This window comes from Acinetobacter sp. CS-2, from assembly GCF_016599715.1.
GTDB lineage: Bacteria > Pseudomonadota > Gammaproteobacteria > Pseudomonadales > Moraxellaceae > Acinetobacter.
The window spans coordinates 741,305-761,389 of record NZ_CP067019.1; the positions used below are offsets into that span (position 1 = coordinate 741,305).

A 20,085-nucleotide genomic window follows, 5' to 3' on the forward strand; every position below is an offset into this window, starting at 1 on the left:
GCAGTAATTAGCTTTTCTTTTCAGCAGTAGCTTTAGGCGGGTTTTTGGCCTGTTCGGCAATCATTTTATCCACCACAGCTAAAGATTGTTTGGCTTGCGGGATATTTTCTTTGGCTAAAGCCTCAAAAATCTTTTTCGCTTCAGGCAGGTTTTGCGGAACGATTTTACCGTTGGCAAACATGTTACCTACAGCCATTAAAGCGGGAATATAGCCTTTTTGTGCCAGATCCTGAATGCTTTTTAAGCCTTGCTTAATTGGCGCTTCGTTTTTGTTTTTGAAACCCTGACTGATGTCATATAACGCTTTGGCATGAATGGCCTGATAATTGCCTTTTTTGATCAGCGGGTCCAATTTTTGTAAAGCCAGTTTATCTGATGCTGGTGTACCTTCAGAAAACAGTAATACGGCCAAATCTACGCTGGCATCATCAAAACCTTGCTTGGCAGCCTTTTCTAAATACTGTTTGGCCTTTTTAGTGTCTTGGGGCAGACCTAAAGTACCGGTCATGTAGTTTTTACCTAGGACATAGTTGGCTACCGGATAGCCTTTGTTTGCAGACTCTTGATACAGCTGGATGGCTTTTTTCTCATCTTTGGTGGTGCCCTGACCGGTTTGAGTCAGGTAGGCTAAATTATAAAGTGCCTGTGCATTTCCTGTTTTTGCTAATTTATCCAGCTCCTGATAAGCGCCTTTCATATCGTTGGCTTTGACCAGTGTTTCTACTTTGGCAAATGCAGGATCAACAGAAGTGGTTGTCATTTCAGCCATCGCAAAACTTGAAGACAAAGCGATCAGGCTGGCAAGTATAATTCTTTTCATATTTTTAAAAAACCTTTTATAAACATAATCTTAATTCCATTTATGTGCTTAAAAATGAATATGGAACCCTTCCTTTAACATCATAAGTTTATTTATGTGAATGTAAATACATGAGGGGTGCATTACCATAATATTTCATAGATATTTACATAATTTCTACTGGCTCGATTTTGGGTAGAAAATCTTAAAGCAAGCTTAAATAGGATGAGGACTTTGTAGATGAATTGTTTTATGCTTAAAATTTAAAACCATCAAGCACAAGGATCAGAGAAAAATACTCAGCAGCGAAACGGCACTTTGTTTTTCAGCCAATCTTTGTTTAAATCGCGGCTGAATTAATGTGTGAGTAGATAAATGTTCATTAAAGCCATTAAACGCGCCTATGATCGGGTCAATTTGGACAGCAATATTCCTGAAGAAGAAAAAATGGATGTTTTGCTGATGAAACTGGGGGCTGAATATTTGGTCAGTAAAGATGACCGTGTCTATATTTTTAAAAAAGGTGAGCTTGAAGCAAAATTTGATGCCAAGCATGCGCGTGATTATTCATTTAAAGAATATGTCTGCAAAGACATGAACAAGCTGTTTCATGGTTTTTAATCCGGAAATGTGATCGGTTTAGTATCCCTTCAAATGCATAAAAAAGCCTCCAAAGATGGAGGCTCAGTGCAGCATATATCTAAAGCTTAAATATCTAAAGTTTCAATATTTACTGTGGACGTGCTACATCACCATTTAAGGCTTCAGGCAAATCTAGAACTTGTAATCCCAGCTCTTCAAGCGCAGCAGGTTTTGCCACGACCAGGGCTTTATAACCGCCATCCACAGTAATGCTGTTGACCACTTCAACATCATTGTTTAACTGGGTTGCAGCAGCAGGAGCATCACCGCTACCTTGCACCAAATGCAGCCAGTGTTTCGGTTTGGCCTTGAACCAGAGGCGTGCAATAATTTCCTGACCCAAATAGCAGCCCTTGTCATAATGTACACCTTCACGCTGATGTAAACGCAGTTCTTGCGGCTGGAATTCTTGTGCCGTTGTCGCTTCAATCCAGGCCTGACCGGCTTCAATCGCTTGAAGCTGCCAAGCAGCGATATCGGTTTCAGTGCTAGAAAAATCGGTGCTATCGCCATTGAGCGTAGGGAAAACTCGGCCGACTTGTTCCAGTTTCATTTTCGAAAAAGCGCCAAACTTTTTAATATGTTTGGCAAATTCTTCGGCCTGATCGTCGGTGACCACAATTTCAAAACTTTCCGGATTAATTTTTTTCAGCCATAAGCCAAACTGGATTCGTCCTTTTAAACTACAGATCGCGGTATAGCGAGTCAGGTTTTCGGCTAATGCCTCAGCATTTAAAGTCACTTGGCCCTGAAGGAATTTTTGTGCATCTACCCCATTTAAAGTGAATAGTGTAAAAGCAGTAGACGTTGACATGACTAGCCTCTGGATATATTTCACAAATCATTAGTGCAGATATTTTGCAGCATGCAGGGCAGATAGGCAAACAAAAAGCCCAGATTGCTATAGCTTTACTGAAATTCAGAAATATGTAGTTTTATTTAAATGAATGCGGTTAAGCGACAAAATCATCAGCGTTAAAATCGCTGCTCTAACGCAAAAATGGCGACTAAAATTTTTTACCCCTGATCAATTTTTGTAAGGTGAAGATCTTTTCTAACCTAATGGGATAAATATTACAGAACAAGATTGTTTATTATTCGCTTAGGCACATCTAATACTAAAGAATGAGGCCTATTTCCCGCTATTTTTCGAAAAAAAGCACGATTAGAGCAAATATCCCAAAAATTATGTAACAATATGTTTCTAAAACACCTGTTTTTATACCTAAATATATGAAATATAAAAGATTTGGGAAATGGCTTTTCGGCGGTGTACTATGCCGTTGAACCGATTGTAACTCGCAACAACAATTACGTAGTAAAGAAAAAATGATTCAAGAGGCAGGTAAGCTATGAACAACAACTACCGCAAACCACTGCAAGGTACCCAGCTCGAATATTATGACGTACGCCAAGCCGTAGAAGATATTCAGCCAGGCGCATATGCAAAACTTCCTTATACCTCGAAAGTACTGGCCGAACAGCTGGTACGCCGTTGTGATCCTGCTATTTTGGAACAGTCTTTACGTCAGCTGATTGAACGTAAGCAAGATCACGATTTCCCTTGGTATCCGGCACGTGTGGTGTGTCATGACATCCTGGGGCAAACCGCACTGGTTGACCTTGCAGGTTTGCGTGATGCCATTGCCGATCAGGGCGGCGATCCGTCTAAAGTCAACCCGGTTGTTCCAACCCAGCTGATCGTTGACCATTCATTGGCTGTGGAATACGGCGGTTTTGATCCGGATGCCTTCGCTAAAAACCGTGCGGTGGAAGACCGTCGTAACGAAGACCGTTTCCATTTTATTGAATGGACCAAAACCGCATTTGAAAATGTCGATGTGATTCCTGCGGGCAACGGCATCATGCATCAGATCAACCTGGAAAAAATGTCTCCGGTGATTCAAAAGCGTGAAGGTGTGGCATTCCCGGATACCTGTGTGGGTACAGATTCACATACGCCGCATACCGATGCTTTGGGTGTGATTTCTGTCGGCGTGGGTGGCTTGGAAGCTGAAAACGTGATGCTAGGCCGTGCGTCTTGGATGCGTCTGCCGGACATCATTGGTGTAGAGCTGGTAGGTCAGCGCAAGCCGGGCATTACTGCAACCGATATCGTGTTGGCGTTAACGGAGTTCTTGCGTAAAGAACGCGTCGTGGGTGCGTACCTGGAATTCTTTGGTGAAGGTGCTGACAGCATGTCTGTGGGTGATCGCGCAACGATTTCCAACATGACGCCTGAATATGGCGCGACTGCGGCGATGTTCTATATTGACCAAAACACCATTGATTATCTGACTTTAACCGGTCGTGAAGCAGACCAGGTGAAACTGGTTGAGCAATATGCCAAAGAAATTGGTCTTTGGGCTTCAGACATGAAACAGGCGGAATATCCACGCGTACTGCGTTTCGACCTATCGACTGTAACTCGTAACATTGCCGGACCATCGAACCCGCATGCACGTGTATCAACGGCTGACTTAAAAGAAAAAGGGATTGCAGGTAATTTAGAAGCTGCTCGCGCACAAGAAGCAGAAGGTTTAATGCCGGATGGCGCGGTGATTATCGCGGCGATTACTTCTTGTACCAATACCTCTAACCCGCGTAATACAGTGGCAGCCGGTTTATTGGCACGTAAGGCAAACGAGTTGGGCTTAACCCGTAAGCCTTGGGTGAAATCATCTTTTGCTCCGGGTTCTAAAGCAGCTGCACTTTACCTTGAAGAAGCAGGTGTACTGCACGATCTGGAAAAACTCGGTTTTGGTATTGTCGCTTATGCATGTACGACTTGTAACGGTATGTCGGGTGCGCTAGATCCAAAAATTCAGCAAGAAATTATTGACCGTGACCTGTATGCCACTGCGGTACTTTCAGGTAACCGTAACTTCGATGGTCGTATCCATCCTTATGCGAAACAGGCTTTCCTGGCTTCTCCGCCTTTAGTTGTGGCTTATGCAATTGCCGGTACCATCCGTTTTGATATCGAAAAAGATGCTTTAGGTACAGACAAAGACGGTAACCCGATTTACTTAAAAGACATTTGGCCATCGGATGAAGAAATTGATGCCTTGGTGAAAGTTGCTGTAAAACCTGAGCAATTTAAGAAAGTGTATATCCCGATGTTTGATTTGGGCGAGCGTGAAAAAGCGGCAAGTCCACTGTATGACTGGCGTCCGCAAAGTACCTATATCCGCCGTCCGCCATATTGGGAAGGGGCTTTGGCTGCACCGCGTACCTTGACAAATATGCGTCCACTGGCGATCTTGCCGGATAACATCACCACCGACCACTTATCGCCATCAAATGCGATTATTATGGATTCGGCTGCGGGTGAATATCTGCATAAAATGGGTGTGCCTGAGGAAGACTTTAACTCTTATGCAACGCACCGTGGTGACCACTTGACTGCACAGCGTGCAACGCTAGCCAACCCGAAACTGTTCAATGAAATGGTGGTGCGTGCTGACGGTACCATCAAACAGGGTTCGAAAGCGCGTGTGGAGCCGGAAGGTGAAGTGATGCGTATGTGGGAAGCGATTGAAACTTACATGAACCGTAAGCAGCCGTTGATTATTATTGCGGGTGCGGACTATGGTCAGGGTTCTAGCCGTGACTGGGCAGCTAAAGGTGTGCGTCTTGCTGGTGTGGAAGCCATTGTAGCAGAAGGTTTTGAGCGTATTCACCGTACAAACCTGGTGGGTATGGGCGTATTACCGCTGGAGTTTAAACCGGGTACAGACCGTAAAACGTTGAAGCTGGATGGTACGGAACTGTATAGCGTAGTAGGTAATATTGCGCCACGTTCGACCTTGACTTTAGTGATTGAGCGTTCAACTGATGATGGTAAAAACCAGATTGTTGAAGTGCCTGTAACCTGCCGTCTGGATACCGAAGAAGAAGTTTCTGTGTATGAGGCGGGTGGGGTATTGCAACGCTTTGCGCAGGACTTCTTGGAAGGGAATGTGGCTTGATTTAAGTTACTTCTTTTTAATCCACCCCAACCCTCCTTTAAGAAAGGAGGGAGCTATGCGTATCAAACTTCAATTTGATTAGTAATGGATTTTTCCCCTCTTTTAAAAGATGAGAAGCATTGCTTCGCAAGTGGGGAGGTTAAAGTTATTGATATTGTTGTAAAAAGATCCTACTGTTAAGTGGGATTTTTTTATTTGAGAAATTTTTATGCAATTTGAAAAAGAGGTACAGAATAAATTAAATATTATATTTAAGGATTTTACGTATGTTGATTGTATAGCTGAAGAGTTGCTTGATGATAAGACTCAAATTTCTATTTCTCGTGAGGATTTTCCAGTTGAGGCAATTCTTTTATTTACTCTTCATAAAATATGTAAGTTTAGCCCCATTTATAGATGGGATAAAATGCATTGGGGAATAATTTTTAAATATAAAGGGATTGTGAATTTAATAAGTTCTCATAAATTTGGTATGAGAATGTATAGTCAAAAAGTAGAGGGGGAAGCAAAATATCAAGTTGAAATTATCAATAAATTAAAGAAAAATATTAAATATATTGAAAAAGATATTTTAACAAAATATGGCGAAGATCAAATTTTATCAAGTAACTTTACGATTCAAAATAATTTTCATAAATTAAATAATCAGTACTTATATTTTCGCAAACAAGCTCAAGATCTATTTAGTGAAAAACCTTTTTGTAATAAAAAAAATGCTGATTTTAATGAAATTATGAATCTGTATTTAAGCAAAAAAGAATTTGATATACATGCTGTTTATAATGCATTGGCAATGATTGACTCCTATTTTAGTAGATTGGAACATTTATTAGTCTTATCTTTACCATTTGTAAAATCAAATCAATCATACGATATGAAAAAATTCATAGGTGAAATATGGTCGAAAAAATATGTGGAAGTTTTAGGATTAAAAGGTGAAGCTAAAAGAATATTTGATGAATTGAATACTATCAAGGAGCGATATAGAAATACCTTTGCACATGGTGGTTTTGAGAAAAAAGGGCATTCATTTCATTTTCATTTAGAAAACTATGGTGCTATTCCAGCAACAATGTCGGACTATAAAAATAGTGTTCATTTTAGATCAACCCCTTTAGATAAAAAAAAATTTCAACAAATTTGTAAGTTACTGGATGATCTTGATAACTTTTTTAGTGAGAATTTTGAATCAGTTTGGATGTTTTGTTTAAGTGGTTTGGATTTAATTATGGATAATAAATCACTTTCACTTATGCTATATAAGGCTATGGATTTAGAAATTTTTGAAGATTGGCTAGAAAATGAAAATGAGCGTTTATGTAATTATATCAACGCTGATTACTAAAAATTAAGTTAATTGATAAGTATGCTTCGCCGAAATGCCATTATCAATTGTCGAAATGACCAATAGACAATCATCACGATAGGGGTATACTAGGTTCACCATTTCTAAAACCTATGGAGAACAAAAATGGTTACTGCTGGCTCTAAACCCGGAACAGGCTTCTATTTTTGTGTCAAATGCGGACACCGCACCTACTTAGAAATTGGTACTGATCGTCTACCACCGTGTACCAAATGCCTTGGCAATCAATTTAACAACAAAATTGCCTAAGCAGCACCTATCAAACAGTTATCCTCTGTTTTGAACAAAAGCCCTATTCATCTATAGGGCTTTTTTGTTGGCTGGGCATTCTATAGCAGTCTATCAAACGCGGCTACAGGCGGAATTACAAATTCTATGATTTCCACAGCTGAATGAATTGGGGTGACTCTGCTATCCATTCTGTCTCTGCTTTGCCTGTGCCCCGATGTGTCAGGATGCTGATTATTATGCTGATATTTTGGGTGGGCTTTGGACAAGAACATCACAGGAAAAACCTGCTTTTAAATGTAAATAAAATATATGTTTATGCAAAATTTTTAAGAAATATTTATTTAAAGAATGTCACGGATATTTCATGTAAAACCGCTTGATTTTTACCCAATAAAGGCATAATTATATTATGGAATTAAATCCATAAATTTTATATGGGTTTATTGTGGTTCAACTTTATAAAAATTATTCGGGGAACTATCAATGATCAAATTTATTGTAGATGAACAACCTGCAGCTAAAGGCATACACTATATACACAATGCGACACTGGGCTGCGAAAACCTGCCAAAATCGGATGACCAGATTTTGATTGGATACTTTGCAAATTATGAACTCGCCTATAAACGCGCAAGAATGAACTGGCCAACAGAAAGAGTAGAAGGCTGTAGCAAGTGCTGTAAGGAATAATTTAAATCTGAAAATGAAAAACTCTGCCTGACTGGCGGAGTTTTTTATTGGGCGGCTTATTAATTTGGCTAAGGAACACTAAAATGTTTCAATCTTAGATCAGGTTTTGAATAAATATAAATAGATAGGAATAACTGGCGAATAGAAATCGCTTCCCATTCATCTATGGACTGATTATTGTAAATTGTTTGAAAAATACTCAACACACCCTCATCTTAAACTCTATATTCACGGTATTTAGGGCGCCCAATTGCAACATTATCTTGATCTGAACCACGACTCTGGTGTGGCCAGCTATGAAATTGGCAATCAGTTTATTCATGTTCAATTTAAGAAAAAATCAAAAATTTATACCTATAGCTATGCCAGTGCCGGCTATCAGCATATTGAAAATATGAAACAGCTGGCGCAATATGGCGATGGCTTAAATGTCTATATCAATCAGAATGTTAAACAGCTCTATGTGCGATAAAGGGCAGTGGAATTCACAGCTTGGCTTTGGTTTAAATTTTTGTTTATAAACGAATAAACAACATAAGGGCTCACTGCTATAGGCCTATAGTATCTGGCATATTTATCTTTAAAGTTGCTGGATTATTGCTTTAAAATTAGCCTAAAAATATGGAAGGGATAAAGTTAAAACCAAGCTTGTCCTGGCAAAATATGACCAGAAACAAGTGTTTATTTAAGTCTGGAAATGATCAACATTACGGCATATTGAAGTATAGATGAAACAGAAGGTATGGGGTATGAACGGAAGAACAGAATGTCAAACATGCATGGTCTGCAAAAAAAGCTTTCCTAAAAAAAATCTTATCCCGATCGGAACAATTCGCAAAGTCATTACAGAGGAAATTTCAAAGGACTTTCCACAGTGGTCACCTAGCGACTTTATCTGCCAAGCCGATTTAACCAAATACCGTATGCAGTATGTACAGTCCATTTTAAAATCTGAACAAGGTGAAGTCACTGATCTGGAATATGAAGTGTTGAACAGTATGCAGCAGCATGAGCTGATCAGCAAAAATGTAGAGAACAAGCTCGATCAGAATTGGACTTTTGGAGAAAAACTGGCCGATAAAATTGCAAGTTTCGGTGGTAGCTGGACCTTTTTGATCTGCTTTGCCATTTTCTTGGCGCTGTGGATTTTGATCAATACCGTGGTAATGGTGAAACATCCTGCAGATCCATATCCCTTCATTTTATTAAATTTAATGCTGTCCTGTTTGGCCGCCATTCAGGCACCCGTAATCATGATGAGCCAAAACCGGCAGGAAGCCAAAGACCGTTTGCGTTCGCAAAATGATTATCAGGTCAACTTAAAAGCTGAACTGGAGATTCGGCATTTACATGAAAAACTCGATCATCTTTTGATGCATCAGTGGGATCGTCTGGCTAAAATTCAGGAAATTCAACTGGATTTGCTGTCGGAAATGACCAAGAAAAAATAGCCCTTTATAACCTGATGCTAATCTTCAATGTTGCAATTTATAGAGATGGAGAAAATATTCCGATTCATGTTGGTTTGGCGCAATAAAAAGCGGCATTTTATATCAATTAGGGAAATTTTTTTACAAATATAGATAAAGTGGGAAAATATTCCAAAAATAATTAAAAATGCAAAATCTTAGGAAATTAATCCCGCATGTCTTTGGCTATTCTATATCTCAAGGGTGTGAAGGGATCGAAAAGAGTAGATTGCTGCCAGTTGCGTACAACGTGAGTGTAGTACTTACCCACAAGGTCTTGATTCGGCTTAGGACGCTATAAATTACCAATTTATAGGCATCAGGTTATCACTTACAAAGTGGTAATGGTTGAAGTAAAACAGTATGTTTTCCCTGACCCCCCTAAAAAATTCTCAAACCCATAAAAATAGAAGAAATCAAATTTACATTCAAAAAACCGGATACAAATCATTGGTTCATTTTTGTGGATAAAATCTGCTAATTTAGAAAATATCAGCGAGCATCCGGTCAGGCTATAAAAATGATAAATGATGATTTTTGGAGTCGTTTTTTACTTTGTTCATTACTCATTAATTACATCATATTAATGATCTGGTTTTTGCTGTTTATTTTTGCCCGTAACTGGATGAAACAGCTGCATGGCAAATGGTTCCAGCTTTCAGATCACACTTTTGATGCCATCCATTATGGCGGCATGGCTATATATAAAATTGGTATTTTACTGCTTAATCTGGTGCCATTTCTGGCCTTATATCTGATACGGAATTCCTAACCCAAATTCAACTTTAAAAGGCTTATAGGCAAATAGATCATCTTTAAACAGCAGTTTCGAAGTTTATAAAAACAGGACCGCTACAATCAAAAACAAGCAAAAGAGGAATTTGGCAGCATGAATCAATTCAAACCTGCACTGGTTTTAGGTGTTTTCATTTGTCTGGGGATGATTATTGCGGGATGGATCTTAGGCAGTAGTGCAGTCAAAATTAAACAATATGAACGTATAGTCTCGGTCAAGGGCTTGTCTGAGCGTGAGGTGAAAGCTGATGTCGCAGTATGGCCAATCCGTTTTAGCTCGGCCAGTCAGGACCTGACCCAGTTGTATGACACCATGGAAATACAAACCCAGCAAATTCAGGCATTTTTAAAGGCTGAAGGTTTTAGCGATCAGGAAATTACCACTGCGGCTCCGGTTACGACCGATAAATATGCCCAGCAATATGGCGGCGATGCCAATGTCGCGCTACGTTATACCGCCCATCAAACCATTACCGTCTATACCCACCGAATAGATGCAGTGCGCGCAGCACAAAGCCGTCTTGTAGCTTTGGGTAAAAAGGGCATTGCCTTTGGTGGCGATGATTCAGGTCAACGAACCGAATATTTATTTACCAAGTTAAATGATATCAAGCCAGCGATGATTGAGCAGGCAACGCAAAATGCCCGCAGTGTGGCAGAAAAATTTGCCGCAGATTCCAAAAGCCGTTTAGGTAAAATTAAGGCGGCCAATCAGGGACTGTTTAGCATTGAAGATCGCGACAGTAATACTCCCTATTTAAAGAAAGTCCGTGTCGTGTCCACGGTAGACTATTATCTGGCGGATTAACGTGAGCAAATACAGGGAAGGATACAATTTGATTTGCAGATAAATTCCAGTAATTCCAATTTTTCTGCAATAAAAAACCTGTATTTTAATTCGGAAGATAAAAAATTCTATTTATTATTCATTTAAGGAAAAAAATTCCCAAAAAACTTGGGAAATTAAAAAACTGAGGAAATTAATCCCGGCCGTGTTTGGCTAATATATGTTTCAAGGGTGTGATAAGGGATCGAAAAGAGTAGCTTGCTGCCAGTTGCGTACAACGTGAGTGCAGTACTTACCCACAAGGTCTCGATTCGGCTTAGGACGCTATAAATTATCAATTTATAGGCATAGGGTTATAACTTACAAAGTTATAATGGTTGAAGTAAACCACAGATGTTTTCCCTAACACCCTCAAAAATTCTCCGGCAAAAATATAAGATAAAAATCTCTCTTCTTTTTCTTCATTGATAAAATATTTAATAAATCATTTACCTATAATAAATTATATGCGTTATCTCGATATGCTTATTCAATATTGTCATGCTGCTAAAATGGCTATACCCGTTCAGGAATTTATATTTTCAACTGTAGATGATTTACCTCCGATATCTAAGGCGATTTATATCATTGAACAAGTAGATGGTGATATGAATGAAACATTTAATCACTTTCGTATGTTTAAAGCGCAGGGAACTCATGCCTGTGCAAGATTAAATGCGCCTTGCACAGTGATGTATGTAGGTTCATCTACCACAGGACTTAAAAATCGGTTGAAACAACATTTGGGACAAGGTCAAAAGAGCACGTATGCACTACATTTGAGTCAATGGTTTCAAGGTCAGTTTAAAATCACGATCAGGCAATATGAAGTAGATCATCAGGTACTGCAATTGATTGAAGATGACCTTTCTCATCAGCTTAAACCTGCGTTTGGAAAATTGGGTGCAAACAATAAATAATTCCAGATAGACTCTGTATTTCACAGACGTTGACAGTCGGATCTGACCTTGTTATTTTGCGCCCATTCTCCTACGTGCTGTAATGCTATGCCCATCAACGATAACTTCGTGTATATGCCGCCTCAGGAACCGCTTGTTATCGTCTATGAAGATGAAGACCTAGTGGTGATTGAAAAGCCGGCAGGGCTGTTGTCCGTTCCGGGACGCTTACCTGAACATCATGATAGTGCCTATTTTCGCGTATTGGAACGCTATCCCAACGCTAAAATTACCCACCGTCTAGATATGGCAACTTCCGGCATTTTGATGTTTGCCAAACACCGTGAAGCAGAAGTAGCGGTCAGTAAAATGTTTCAGGCGCGTACGGTCAAAAAAAACTATATTGCGCTGGTTCAAGGCAAGCTCGAAGCTGAGGGCAGTGTCGAAGTGCCATTAATTACTGACTGGGAAAACCGGCCGCGTCAAATCGTGCATTTTGAATTGGGAAAACCCGCTAGAACGCTGTATCAGGCCTTAGAATATTCTGCAGCGGAAGACATTAGCCGGGTATTACTGACTCCGATTACCGGACGTTCCCATCAACTCCGGGTGCATATGCAATATATCGGACATCCGATTACCGGCGACAAGCTCTATCATCCAGAACCCTATCAGAGTCCATTACAACGTATGGCCTTACATGCCAGCTATCTGGCTTTTAAACAGCCTTTAAGTGGAGCAGATGTTGAAATAAAGGCTAAAGTGCCTTTTTAATCAGTGTCTTAAACTTTTATCTGTTTAACATTCTAGAATTTTAATCATAAGTTACATATATGATATGCGGGCTATCTTCTGCTTAGCTCACTGATTTATGATGAAAATCTTAGAATAATAAAAAGTACGATCATTCAGACATGATATCCCTTTTCTGGTAATGGAAAAATAAACGAATAATAATGCGTAACATTTCTTTGAAATAATAATAATTTTGAGATAATAATAGTTTATCTATATATCCTGACCACAATGATTTATCTATATATCCTGACCACCCTCATTTTGCTGGGATTGCTTTATCGGGCAATCATGCAAATGAGAAAAAAACAGATCATGCTTGAATCTTTACAGGTGAATCTGGATCGTACGCGAAATAATCTGGCAGAGCATGAGCAGCAAAATGATGCGCTGCACCATCAATTAAATACCTGTCGTATAGAGATTGGAAATTTAAAAAACAGGGTTGAAAAGCTGAGCCAGTATCAGGACATTGTAGATATTGAACATTACATTGCGGAGCGAAAAAACCAGGTCGAGAGCTTTGTTGAAGTCACTAAAACTGAAGCAGAGTTCCTGCTGGAAAAAATGAAGGCAGAGATTGAAAATACTCGACATTATCTGGAAAAACTGGAAAAAAACAGCCAGCTTAAGCTGGAAGCCCAAGCCAGAGAACGATTAGGTGCTTTTTATAATCAGGTCTTAGAACAAGAAAACTTGGAGGCAATTTCTAAAGCACTGGAAAACAAGATTCAGGGTTATGGTATTCAAGATGTATATCCTGTACAAACCTTTCTGGATCAATTGATTGATGGCTATGGTGATATTCATGCCGCGCAGCAGTTAAAAGAAGTCCGCCGTAAAATAAAAAATGCCATTGCAGCAAACACGGGGGGGCAATGTGAGTATGTCGAAGAAAATCGCCAACTTTCTGCCATCGCTCTGGTTACTCATGTGTTTAACAGTAAAGCTGATCTGTATTTATCTCAATTAGACCATGACACTGTGGACCTGTTTATTCAGGCGCTGCAAGATGACTTTATCCTGATCAATCATTATGGAGAAGCATTCGGTCATACCCGAATTCATGAATCATTTTTAAAGTTACGTCTGGAAGAATTTAAACTTACAGCCCTGGTTTTAGCCTTCAAGGCACAGCAACAGACTGAGCCAAGTGAATTGCAACAGCAGAGGGTGGAAGGCTAATACCAGAGATCTGTAAAAATGGTAGAAAGAGAGATTGTTCATCAGCACAAGTGCTGTAGTTAAGCTAATATAGTTAAATAGATAAACTGAAACAAACTTGAGCTAATCTATATGGCATGATATAGCTGGTACCTAATTACAATAAGGAAACGCTCCATGACACGCGATTTTGAACAATTCCCCGATGATGAAAATGGTAATGTACTTTGGCAAATGGCGGAAGATGGCGATGACCTGACCGAAGCGCATGAAATTGAATTTTCCATTGCTTTTCAATCTGAAGAACAGGCACAAAAATGTGCACTTTATCTGCTTAAAGAAGAGCAAAAAATTAGCCTGTTTGAAGATGAAGAAGCTGATACAGTCGAGTGGATTATTACCATTTATGTGTATATGGAACCTGAATATTCAGACATCGTCGATCTGGAAGAATGGTTCACTAAAATTGCGACGCAATATGATGGCGAATATGATGGCTGGGGCTGCATGGCCTATGTCTATGAAGATGAAGAATGGGAAAATGAAGTCAAAAGTTAATCCATATTCCTAAAAAAATTAACAGGTTGGGGGTGATCCAAGTTAAGTCAATCGGATCGAACCTGTTAAAACAGGCCCTAAGCATTTAGATGCTTAGGGCTTTTTTAATGGCAAAATTTTATTAAAAGCATCAGAAATGAGCCGAAACTCAGCGCTGCATGGCTAAAAGCGGGTTTCTCATTATTTTTAAATTTCTATCTGTTTCAATTCTTCTGAATTTTTAATTTAAATATTTGATTTTAATATTAATGTGGTTGTGTGGCGATTTTTAACTCAGCTATTTGAATGTCATCTCTCTGCATTGTTTACCAAATACCTGCAATGTATTTACCAAGCACTTCCTTTGTAAAGAAAACTCCTTGCTAGATTAATACATAAATTGCAAAAAAGTTTATCTCTATTCCCAGAAAAAAAGGAGCATAGCATGGCAGTCAATCACTATGTGGCCTATGGTCCAGAAGTAGAGCAAAAACAGGAAAATGAAGAAGCAGACATTCAGCACATCGTAGAGTATATGGCGCAAACCCATACTCAGGTTTTTGACAAGCATCGTCATGCGGTACGCGATGCACATGCGAAATCTCATGGTTTTTTAAAAGGAATTTTGACCATTCCTGAAAACCTGCCCAATCACTTGGCACAGGGAATTTTTGCCCATCCGGGTTATTATGATGTCATTGTGCGTCTGTCTGCCGCTCCTGGGGATTTGCGTAGTGATAAAACACCCGCACCTCATGGTTTTGCCCTTAAAATTTTAAATGTACCGGGCGAGCGCTTATTGCCAGAAGATTCAAGCGATGGAAAAAATCAGGATTTCCTGATGGTCAATATTCCGGTGCTGGCTTTCGGGACGGTACGCAAATATATGCAAATGCTGCCTTTTATCATTGAAGGGGAAAGAACGCCTGAACTGGTCATGCGTAGCCTGCGCCGTGTCATGCGCGGAATGGATCATCTGCTCAAACGCGCTGGCTTGCCGGCATCTACGATGATAAAAGGTCTGGCACGCAGTCAACATCATGTGCTGGGAGAAACCTATCACAGTATGGCTGCTCTTCGTTATGGCAACTATATTGCCAAAATGAGTGTGGCACCTGAATCTGAATCGGTGAAGCAGTTGACCGGTTTACAGATGCATATTCAGGATGATTCTGGCATACGTGATCTGGTACAGGACTTTTTCAAGCGTAATACGGCTGAATATGTGATTCGCGCCCAGCTCTGTACTCATCTGGAGCGTATGCCTGTCGAAGATGCGTCGGTCTTATGGGATGAGGATGAGTCACCGCATCAGGCCATTGGAACTTTACATTTTCCGCGGCAAAATACCTTCAGTCCGGCACGTCGGGTTTATTCGGATGACGTGCTGTCTTTCAGCCCATGGCATGGGGTAAAAGAACATCAGCCTCTGGGTTCCATCATGCGTGTACGTATGCAGGCTTATGAACGTTCATCCTGTTTTCGGCACTGTATGAACATCCAGCCCCGCACAGAACCCAATGATATTGATGACATGCCAGATTAAATATTCACAGCCGGATTTTACACTCAGACTAAAAATACCTGCCTGAATGCAGCTGTTTTAGACCTATACTCTTTAGGGATATTTTAATTGCTGATTAACAAGGAAGTGAAAAACCTGCTTAATATTGTATTAAAGTCCTACATTGTCATAGAGTAACAGCAAGAGTTTTCATCTTAGATCAGCATTTAAAAACAACAATAAGATGAGGTCGTAAAATGAGCAAAAGTAATACGGTTAAATTGCATCGGGTATTGAGCGCACCCCCAGAACGGGTGTTTAAGGCCTTTATTGATCCGGATGCTCTGGTTAAATGGATGGCCCCCCATGGTTTTACCGCGAAGGTTCATCATCTGGATGCAAAAGTGGGTGGAAGCTATAAAATGTCGTTTAGCAATTTTTCTACCGGTTCCAGCCATTCCTTTGCTGGCACCTATCATGAAATCATTCCCAATCAATTGTTACGCTATACTGACCAGTTCGATGATCCCAATTTTCCCGGAAACATTGAAGTGGTCATTCAATTCAAAGCAGTGTCGGTGGGAACAGAAGTGCATATTACCCAATTGGGTATTGCTGATGTTATTCCAGTGGAAGCCTGTTATTTGGGATGGCAGGAATCTTTGCAACTGCTCACTTTACTGGTTACTCCTGAAATTCCAGATCAATAGTGTTTTACAATGCAAATTCAAATCAAGCGTGCCTATGCCGAAGTTTTGGCTTCAGATGGCAAACGGATTCTGGTTGATCGGCTGTGGCCCCGAGGCCTTAAAAAGGCAGATGCCAAAATTGATCTATGGCCCAAGGAAATCACACCATCGACCGAACTACGAAAATGGTATGCGCATGATCCGGAGCATTGGGAAGAGTTTCAGCAATGTTATAGGGCTGAACTGCGCTCACAAGCAGAGCTGCTACAGCAAATCCGGCAGATGGCGGAACATGAAAAAATCAGCCTCATCACTGCGGCAAAGAGTGAAAACTATAATCATGTTATTGTACTTAAAGAGGTTTTAGAGGAAATCTTAAATCACCTGCTGACCACTTTTATTCCATAATATAAATAAGGTTTTAGCAGAAGATTGGCTGATAAAATGCTATAATAAACTTTTTGAGGTTTTTTATGTCTTTGCCAAATTGCCCCAAATGTAATTCAGAATATGTTTATCAAGATGGCGATTTGCTGATTTGCCCAGAATGCGCTCATGAGTGGAAAGAGGGTGAAAGCAGTACTGAACAGGCTACAATTATTAAAGATGCAAATGGTAATGTGCTTGCTGATGGCGATACTGTTACCCTGATTAAAGATCTGAAAATTAAAGGTTCTTCATCGGTGATTAAAGTCGGAACCAAGGCGAAGAATATTCGTTTATTACCTGACTCAAGTGATGGTCACGATCTGGACTGTAAAGTGGATGGTTTTGGTGCCATGAAATTAAAATCTGAATTTGTGAAAAAAGCTTAATTCACTACATTAAAAACCCAAAAAAAGCTCTGGCGACATGCTGGAGCTTTTCTATGAGCTGGTGCCCATTTGCGCATGATTTTGGAATTGGTTTTTTATAATTGCTATGCTTGATTCAACATTGACATAATCTATCTGATGATTACTCCCTTCATGCTATAACTACAGTCCTTCATCTTAAAAAATTTTTGTTATGCCGCATATCCATCTTGAATATTCAGACAATGTAGAAAATTTTCAAGCAAAATCCCTCTTGCTTGCTTTAATCAGGCGCTGGTTGAGGGAGCTTATGTGACTGCTGCAAATGAGCTAAAAAGCCGTGCCATTTGCCAGCACGACTATGTCATTGGTTTGGGAGATGTTTCACAAGCCTATGTCCATGCGAAAGTTTCTTTATTGGCTGGACGTAGTCTGGAGTTACAACAGCAAATTGCTCAAGTGATTCTGCACACACTTGAACAGCACATACCAGCTCAAAGCCAAGTCAGTGTACAGATTTGTGTAGAAATATTGGAAATGCAGAAAGCCACTTACGCTAAAAAAATTGTTTAAGGCTTGGCTACTTATTCAATATCAACAGCCAGGGAGAGAATAGAGGGGTAATTTATTCTCTTGGCGGCCTGTTATTGTCTGCGATAGAAACTGTACCTGGAGAAACTGGGCTTTGATAAGAATGACCAGGTGTCCTTTTAAGGCGATAAATCATACAATCCAGATTTAAATCATGATCATAAAATGTGCTTTTTTGAAATAAAAAGTCATTTTTATTTCATATAAATAGCGTATTTTTAATCATATAAATTCGATTCTTTTATAACTTTTACAATAACAAGGGGAGTATTTTATATGGCAGGATGGTATGAAGTCAGTCAGGCCAGCGATGGACAATATCGCTTTGTTTTGAAAGCAGGCAATGGGGAAGTGATTCTGACCAGCGAATTATACAAGAGCAAAGCTTCGGCACAGAATGGCATTGAGTCCGTACAAAAAAATAGCCCTGAGGATAGCCGCTATGAACGTCTGGAAGCGAAAAATGGTAAGCCTTATTTCAATTTAAAGGCAGCAAATTATCAAATTATTGGTACCAGCCAACTGTATGCAAGTGAGCAGGCACGCGAGAAAGGCATTGAATCGGTAAAAAATAACGGTTCCAGCACCACCATTAAAGACCTGATTGCATAAATCAAATCAATGCTCAGTAAAGCATGTATTGATACATGCTTTATTTTTTTCTGACAGCATCTAAATAGAAGGTAAAAAAATCAGGAGATGTACTGATCTTCAAGCCAGTGTACTCAGCTGATGATCAGTTTAATCCGAAATATTGATTTAAAAACGTTTAGGAATGCGCTGCCCATTTGGTACTGGAGATTCCGCCTTTTTCAGCACACCAAACAGCCAGGTTTCAGCATGGTTGACAGCCTGTTTTAAATCGTCACCTTGCGCTAAACGGCCGGCAATAAAGCTGGCCAGCGAACAGCCTGAACCGTGATATTGACCTTCAAGGCGAGGACATCGGGTTTCAGACACCAGCTTGCCATCAATATATAAGGCATTGCGGATATAATCTGGGGTATCCTCGTGTCCGCCTTTGACTAAAACTGCTTTGGCGCCCATGGCAAAAAGTTTTGCCGTTGCCTGGTCAATATCTTCAAGACCGGTTAAGGCACGAAGCTCTACCGTATTCGGGGTCAGTACAGTCGCTAGCGGAATCAGTTCGACAAAGGCTTTCACCAGTGTGGCTTGATCACCCAGTGAACCGCCACTATTGGCTACCAGTACCGGATCGAGCACATACAGATATTCAGGATGTTCACGTAAAAATTCAGCCAAAGCTGCAATATTGTCTGTGGTGCCTAACATGCCTGATTTAACACATTTAATTGGTAAGTCACCCACCACGGCATGCGCCTGAGCTAACAGTAATTCTTTGGAGGTTGCTTCAAAACCAAACACCTGCTGCGAGTTTTGAATGGTCAGCGCAGTACAGGCAATTGCTGCATGTGCGCCACTTTGGCCAATCGCTTCAATATCTGCCTGCAAGCCAGCGCCACCGGATGGATCTAAACCAGAAAAGCAAAGTACAGTAGGGCGCACAATGATGTCCTTAAATCACAAAATTTGCGTTAGTATAGGCAACTTTGAGCCAAGTCTCGATAGTATTTGTGAAGTAAAATTTAGGTTGAAGGGTTGGTTGGTGATTAAGAATATTTTGATTGATTTAGACGGAACATTAACGGATCCCAAAGTAGGGATTACCACTTCAGCGCGTTATGGTCTGGCCAAAGTAGGTCATCCGATTGCCGATGAAGTCAATATCGACTGGATTATTGGTCCACCTTTGCAGGCATCTTTGGCGAAAATTTTAAATGTTGCGGTGGATGATATTTTGGCTGAACAGGCCTTGATGGGCTATCGCGAACGCTTCGCTGTGACCGGTTTATATGAAAATCATGTTTTTGAAGATGTAGCTGCAACTTTGCAAACCTTGCAGCAAAAGGGTTTCCATTTGTATTTGGCTACGGCAAAACCTCAAATCTATGCCAAGCAGATTTTAGAACATTTTGATCTGCTGCAATATTTTACATATGCCTATGGCAGCGAGCTGAATGGTGAGCGTACCAACAAGGGCGAGTTGATTGCTTATATCCTGAAAAAGGAAAAGTTAGATCCAGCTGAATGTGTGATGGTGGGTGATCGTGAGCATGATATTTTTGGTGCTCGCAGCAATGGTATAGACACCATCGCAGTGGACTATGGTTATGGTTCTGATGCAGAGCTCACTCAGGCACAACCCAAAGCACGGATAGCCAAATTTTCCGATCTGCTTCAATTTTTTTGATCACTCAATACAAGCAAGTAGTTCCTTTAGTATCTACCCTGAATCAGGCTT

The 20,085-nt window shown here is 40.2% G+C and carries 22 protein-coding genes and 1 pseudogene; 20 read left to right on the forward strand and 3 right to left on the reverse strand.

The annotated features are described in order from the left end of the window. Nucleotides 1–7 precede the first annotated feature (7 nt). On the reverse strand, nucleotides 8–820 hold the full coding sequence (locus tag JFY49_RS03395; protein WP_200223788.1) for a tetratricopeptide repeat protein: 813 nt from the start codon (nucleotides 818–820) through the stop codon (nucleotides 8–10). Nucleotides 821–1,174: 354 nt separating this feature from the next. Here JFY49_RS03395 and JFY49_RS03400 point away from each other — a divergent pair, with 354 nt between their 5' ends. After that, on the forward strand, nucleotides 1,175–1,420 hold the full coding sequence (locus JFY49_RS03400) for a hypothetical protein (RefSeq protein ID WP_200223789.1): 246 nt from the start codon (nucleotides 1,175–1,177) through the stop codon (nucleotides 1,418–1,420). 109 nt (nucleotides 1,421–1,529) lie between these two features. Here the strand turns inward: JFY49_RS03400 and JFY49_RS03405 are convergent, their stop codons facing one another. Continuing rightward, complete coding sequence (locus tag JFY49_RS03405; protein ID WP_200223791.1) at nucleotides 1,530–2,255, reverse strand: YgfZ/GcvT domain-containing protein; 726 nt, start codon at nucleotides 2,253–2,255, stop codon at nucleotides 1,530–1,532. Between the two features lie 538 nt (nucleotides 2,256–2,793). Here JFY49_RS03405 and acnD point away from each other — a divergent pair. From acnD to JFY49_RS03495, 18 genes and pseudogenes are all read left to right on the forward strand, one after another. Continuing rightward, complete coding sequence (acnD, locus tag JFY49_RS03410) at nucleotides 2,794–5,412, forward strand: Fe/S-dependent 2-methylisocitrate dehydratase AcnD (RefSeq protein WP_200223792.1); 2,619 nt, start codon at nucleotides 2,794–2,796, stop codon at nucleotides 5,410–5,412. A 208-nt stretch (nucleotides 5,413–5,620) separates the two neighbouring features. Next, nucleotides 5,621–6,757, forward strand: a complete 1,137-nt coding sequence (locus JFY49_RS17480; RefSeq protein WP_227609533.1) for a hypothetical protein — start codon at nucleotides 5,621–5,623, stop codon at nucleotides 6,755–6,757. Between the two features lie 126 nt (nucleotides 6,758–6,883). Next, on the forward strand, nucleotides 6,884–7,027 hold the full coding sequence (locus JFY49_RS03420) for a zinc ribbon-containing protein (protein ID WP_086197667.1): 144 nt from the start codon (nucleotides 6,884–6,886) through the stop codon (nucleotides 7,025–7,027). A 465-nt stretch (nucleotides 7,028–7,492) separates the two neighbouring features. After that, on the forward strand, nucleotides 7,493–7,699 hold the full coding sequence (locus JFY49_RS03425) for a hypothetical protein (protein ID WP_200223794.1): 207 nt from the start codon (nucleotides 7,493–7,495) through the stop codon (nucleotides 7,697–7,699). Nucleotides 7,700–7,949: 250 nt separating this feature from the next. Then, entirely contained in the window at nucleotides 7,950–8,171 is a 222-nt protein-coding gene (locus JFY49_RS03430) for a hypothetical protein (RefSeq protein ID WP_200223796.1), read from the forward strand. Nucleotides 8,172–8,448: 277 nt separating this feature from the next. Then, complete coding sequence (locus JFY49_RS03435; protein WP_200224786.1) at nucleotides 8,449–9,150, forward strand: DUF1003 domain-containing protein; 702 nt, start codon at nucleotides 8,449–8,451, stop codon at nucleotides 9,148–9,150. Between the two features lie 541 nt (nucleotides 9,151–9,691). Further along, nucleotides 9,692–9,940: a DUF6868 family protein gene (locus JFY49_RS03440; protein WP_166170915.1), complete on the forward strand. Its 249-nt coding sequence runs from the start codon at nucleotides 9,692–9,694 to the stop codon at nucleotides 9,938–9,940. Between the two features lie 117 nt (nucleotides 9,941–10,057). Further along, nucleotides 10,058–10,771: an SIMPL domain-containing protein gene (locus tag JFY49_RS03445; protein ID WP_200223797.1), complete on the forward strand. Its 714-nt coding sequence runs from the start codon at nucleotides 10,058–10,060 to the stop codon at nucleotides 10,769–10,771. 485 nt (nucleotides 10,772–11,256) lie between these two features. Continuing rightward, the gene (locus JFY49_RS03450; protein WP_200224899.1) at nucleotides 11,257–11,709 is read left to right on the forward strand and encodes a hypothetical protein; all 453 of its coding nucleotides are present in this window, start codon (nucleotides 11,257–11,259) and stop codon (nucleotides 11,707–11,709) included. Nucleotides 11,710–11,796: 87 nt separating this feature from the next. Beyond that, nucleotides 11,797–12,462 (forward strand): RluA family pseudouridine synthase, encoded by a 666-nt coding sequence (locus JFY49_RS03455; protein ID WP_200223798.1) that lies wholly within the window; start codon nucleotides 11,797–11,799, stop codon nucleotides 12,460–12,462. 312 nt (nucleotides 12,463–12,774) lie between these two features. Next, on the forward strand, nucleotides 12,775–13,668 hold the full coding sequence (locus JFY49_RS03460) for a DUF5660 family protein (protein ID WP_200223799.1): 894 nt from the start codon (nucleotides 12,775–12,777) through the stop codon (nucleotides 13,666–13,668). Between the two features lie 156 nt (nucleotides 13,669–13,824). After that, nucleotides 13,825–14,205 (forward strand): ribonuclease E inhibitor RraB, encoded by a 381-nt coding sequence (locus JFY49_RS03465; protein ID WP_086197659.1) that lies wholly within the window; start codon nucleotides 13,825–13,827, stop codon nucleotides 14,203–14,205. Nucleotides 14,206–14,629: 424 nt separating this feature from the next. Continuing rightward, nucleotides 14,630–15,730 (forward strand): catalase family protein, encoded by a 1,101-nt coding sequence (locus tag JFY49_RS03470; RefSeq protein ID WP_200223800.1) that lies wholly within the window; start codon nucleotides 14,630–14,632, stop codon nucleotides 15,728–15,730. A 215-nt stretch (nucleotides 15,731–15,945) separates the two neighbouring features. Further along, nucleotides 15,946–16,398 carry an SRPBCC family protein gene (locus tag JFY49_RS03475; protein ID WP_200223801.1) on the forward strand — a complete coding sequence of 151 codons (453 nt, stop codon included), beginning with the start codon at nucleotides 15,946–15,948 and terminating at the stop codon, nucleotides 16,396–16,398. Between the two features lie 9 nt (nucleotides 16,399–16,407). Beyond that, nucleotides 16,408–16,785, forward strand: coding sequence for a DUF488 domain-containing protein (locus tag JFY49_RS03480; RefSeq protein WP_200223802.1), 378 nt, complete (start codon nucleotides 16,408–16,410; stop codon nucleotides 16,783–16,785). A gap of 65 nt (nucleotides 16,786–16,850) precedes the next feature. Next, nucleotides 16,851–17,192, forward strand: coding sequence for a zinc ribbon domain-containing protein YjdM (locus JFY49_RS03485; protein ID WP_200223803.1), 342 nt, complete (start codon nucleotides 16,851–16,853; stop codon nucleotides 17,190–17,192). 193 nt (nucleotides 17,193–17,385) lie between these two features. Further along, a pseudogene (locus tag JFY49_RS03490) lies at nucleotides 17,386–17,744 on the forward strand (5-carboxymethyl-2-hydroxymuconate Delta-isomerase). A 294-nt stretch (nucleotides 17,745–18,038) separates the two neighbouring features. After that, nucleotides 18,039–18,374 (forward strand): YegP family protein, encoded by a 336-nt coding sequence (locus tag JFY49_RS03495; RefSeq protein WP_166170813.1) that lies wholly within the window; start codon nucleotides 18,039–18,041, stop codon nucleotides 18,372–18,374. A 147-nt stretch (nucleotides 18,375–18,521) separates the two neighbouring features. Here the strand turns inward: JFY49_RS03495 and JFY49_RS03500 are convergent, their stop codons facing one another. Then, nucleotides 18,522–19,289, reverse strand: coding sequence for a hydroxymethylpyrimidine/phosphomethylpyrimidine kinase (locus JFY49_RS03500; RefSeq protein ID WP_200223804.1), 768 nt, complete (start codon nucleotides 19,287–19,289; stop codon nucleotides 18,522–18,524). 100 nt (nucleotides 19,290–19,389) lie between these two features. Between JFY49_RS03500 and JFY49_RS03505 the strand changes: the two genes are divergently transcribed. Further along, nucleotides 19,390–20,034, forward strand: a complete 645-nt coding sequence (locus JFY49_RS03505) for an HAD-IA family hydrolase (RefSeq protein WP_200223805.1) — start codon at nucleotides 19,390–19,392, stop codon at nucleotides 20,032–20,034. Nucleotides 20,035–20,085: the final 51 nt, after the last annotated feature.

Excerpts from the sequence above, each read along its gene's own strand:
- JFY49_RS03470 (WP_200223800.1), top strand. The coding sequence starts at position 14,630 with ATGGCAGTCAATCACTATGTGGCCTATGGTCCAGAAGTAGAGCAAAAA.
- JFY49_RS03450 (WP_200224899.1), top strand. The coding sequence starts at position 11,257 with ATGCGTTATCTCGATATGCTTATTCAATATTGTCATGCTGCTAAAATG.
- JFY49_RS03395 (WP_200223788.1), bottom strand. The coding sequence starts at position 820 with ATGAAAAGAATTATACTTGCCAGCCTGATCGCTTTGTCTTCAAGTTTT.
- JFY49_RS17480 (WP_227609533.1), top strand. The coding sequence starts at position 5,621 with ATGCAATTTGAAAAAGAGGTACAGAATAAATTAAATATTATATTTAAG.
- JFY49_RS03445 (WP_200223797.1), top strand. The coding sequence starts at position 10,058 with ATGAATCAATTCAAACCTGCACTGGTTTTAGGTGTTTTCATTTGTCTG.
- JFY49_RS03480 (WP_200223802.1), top strand. The coding sequence starts at position 16,408 with ATGCAAATTCAAATCAAGCGTGCCTATGCCGAAGTTTTGGCTTCAGAT.
- JFY49_RS03435 (WP_200224786.1), top strand. The coding sequence starts at position 8,449 with ATGAACGGAAGAACAGAATGTCAAACATGCATGGTCTGCAAAAAAAGC.
- JFY49_RS03425 (WP_200223794.1), top strand. The coding sequence starts at position 7,493 with ATGATCAAATTTATTGTAGATGAACAACCTGCAGCTAAAGGCATACAC.
- JFY49_RS03465 (WP_086197659.1), top strand. The coding sequence starts at position 13,825 with ATGACACGCGATTTTGAACAATTCCCCGATGATGAAAATGGTAATGTA.
- JFY49_RS03485 (WP_200223803.1), top strand. The coding sequence starts at position 16,851 with ATGTCTTTGCCAAATTGCCCCAAATGTAATTCAGAATATGTTTATCAA.
- JFY49_RS03400 (WP_200223789.1), top strand. The coding sequence starts at position 1,175 with ATGTTCATTAAAGCCATTAAACGCGCCTATGATCGGGTCAATTTGGAC.
- JFY49_RS03495 (WP_166170813.1), top strand. The coding sequence starts at position 18,039 with ATGGCAGGATGGTATGAAGTCAGTCAGGCCAGCGATGGACAATATCGC.
- JFY49_RS03405 (WP_200223791.1), bottom strand. The coding sequence starts at position 2,255 with ATGTCAACGTCTACTGCTTTTACACTATTCACTTTAAATGGGGTAGAT.
- JFY49_RS03455 (WP_200223798.1), top strand. The coding sequence starts at position 11,797 with ATGCCCATCAACGATAACTTCGTGTATATGCCGCCTCAGGAACCGCTT.
- acnD (WP_200223792.1), top strand. The coding sequence starts at position 2,794 with ATGAACAACAACTACCGCAAACCACTGCAAGGTACCCAGCTCGAATAT.
- JFY49_RS03420 (WP_086197667.1), top strand. The coding sequence starts at position 6,884 with ATGGTTACTGCTGGCTCTAAACCCGGAACAGGCTTCTATTTTTGTGTC.
- JFY49_RS03460 (WP_200223799.1), top strand. The coding sequence starts at position 12,775 with ATGCAAATGAGAAAAAAACAGATCATGCTTGAATCTTTACAGGTGAAT.
- JFY49_RS03475 (WP_200223801.1), top strand. The coding sequence starts at position 15,946 with ATGAGCAAAAGTAATACGGTTAAATTGCATCGGGTATTGAGCGCACCC.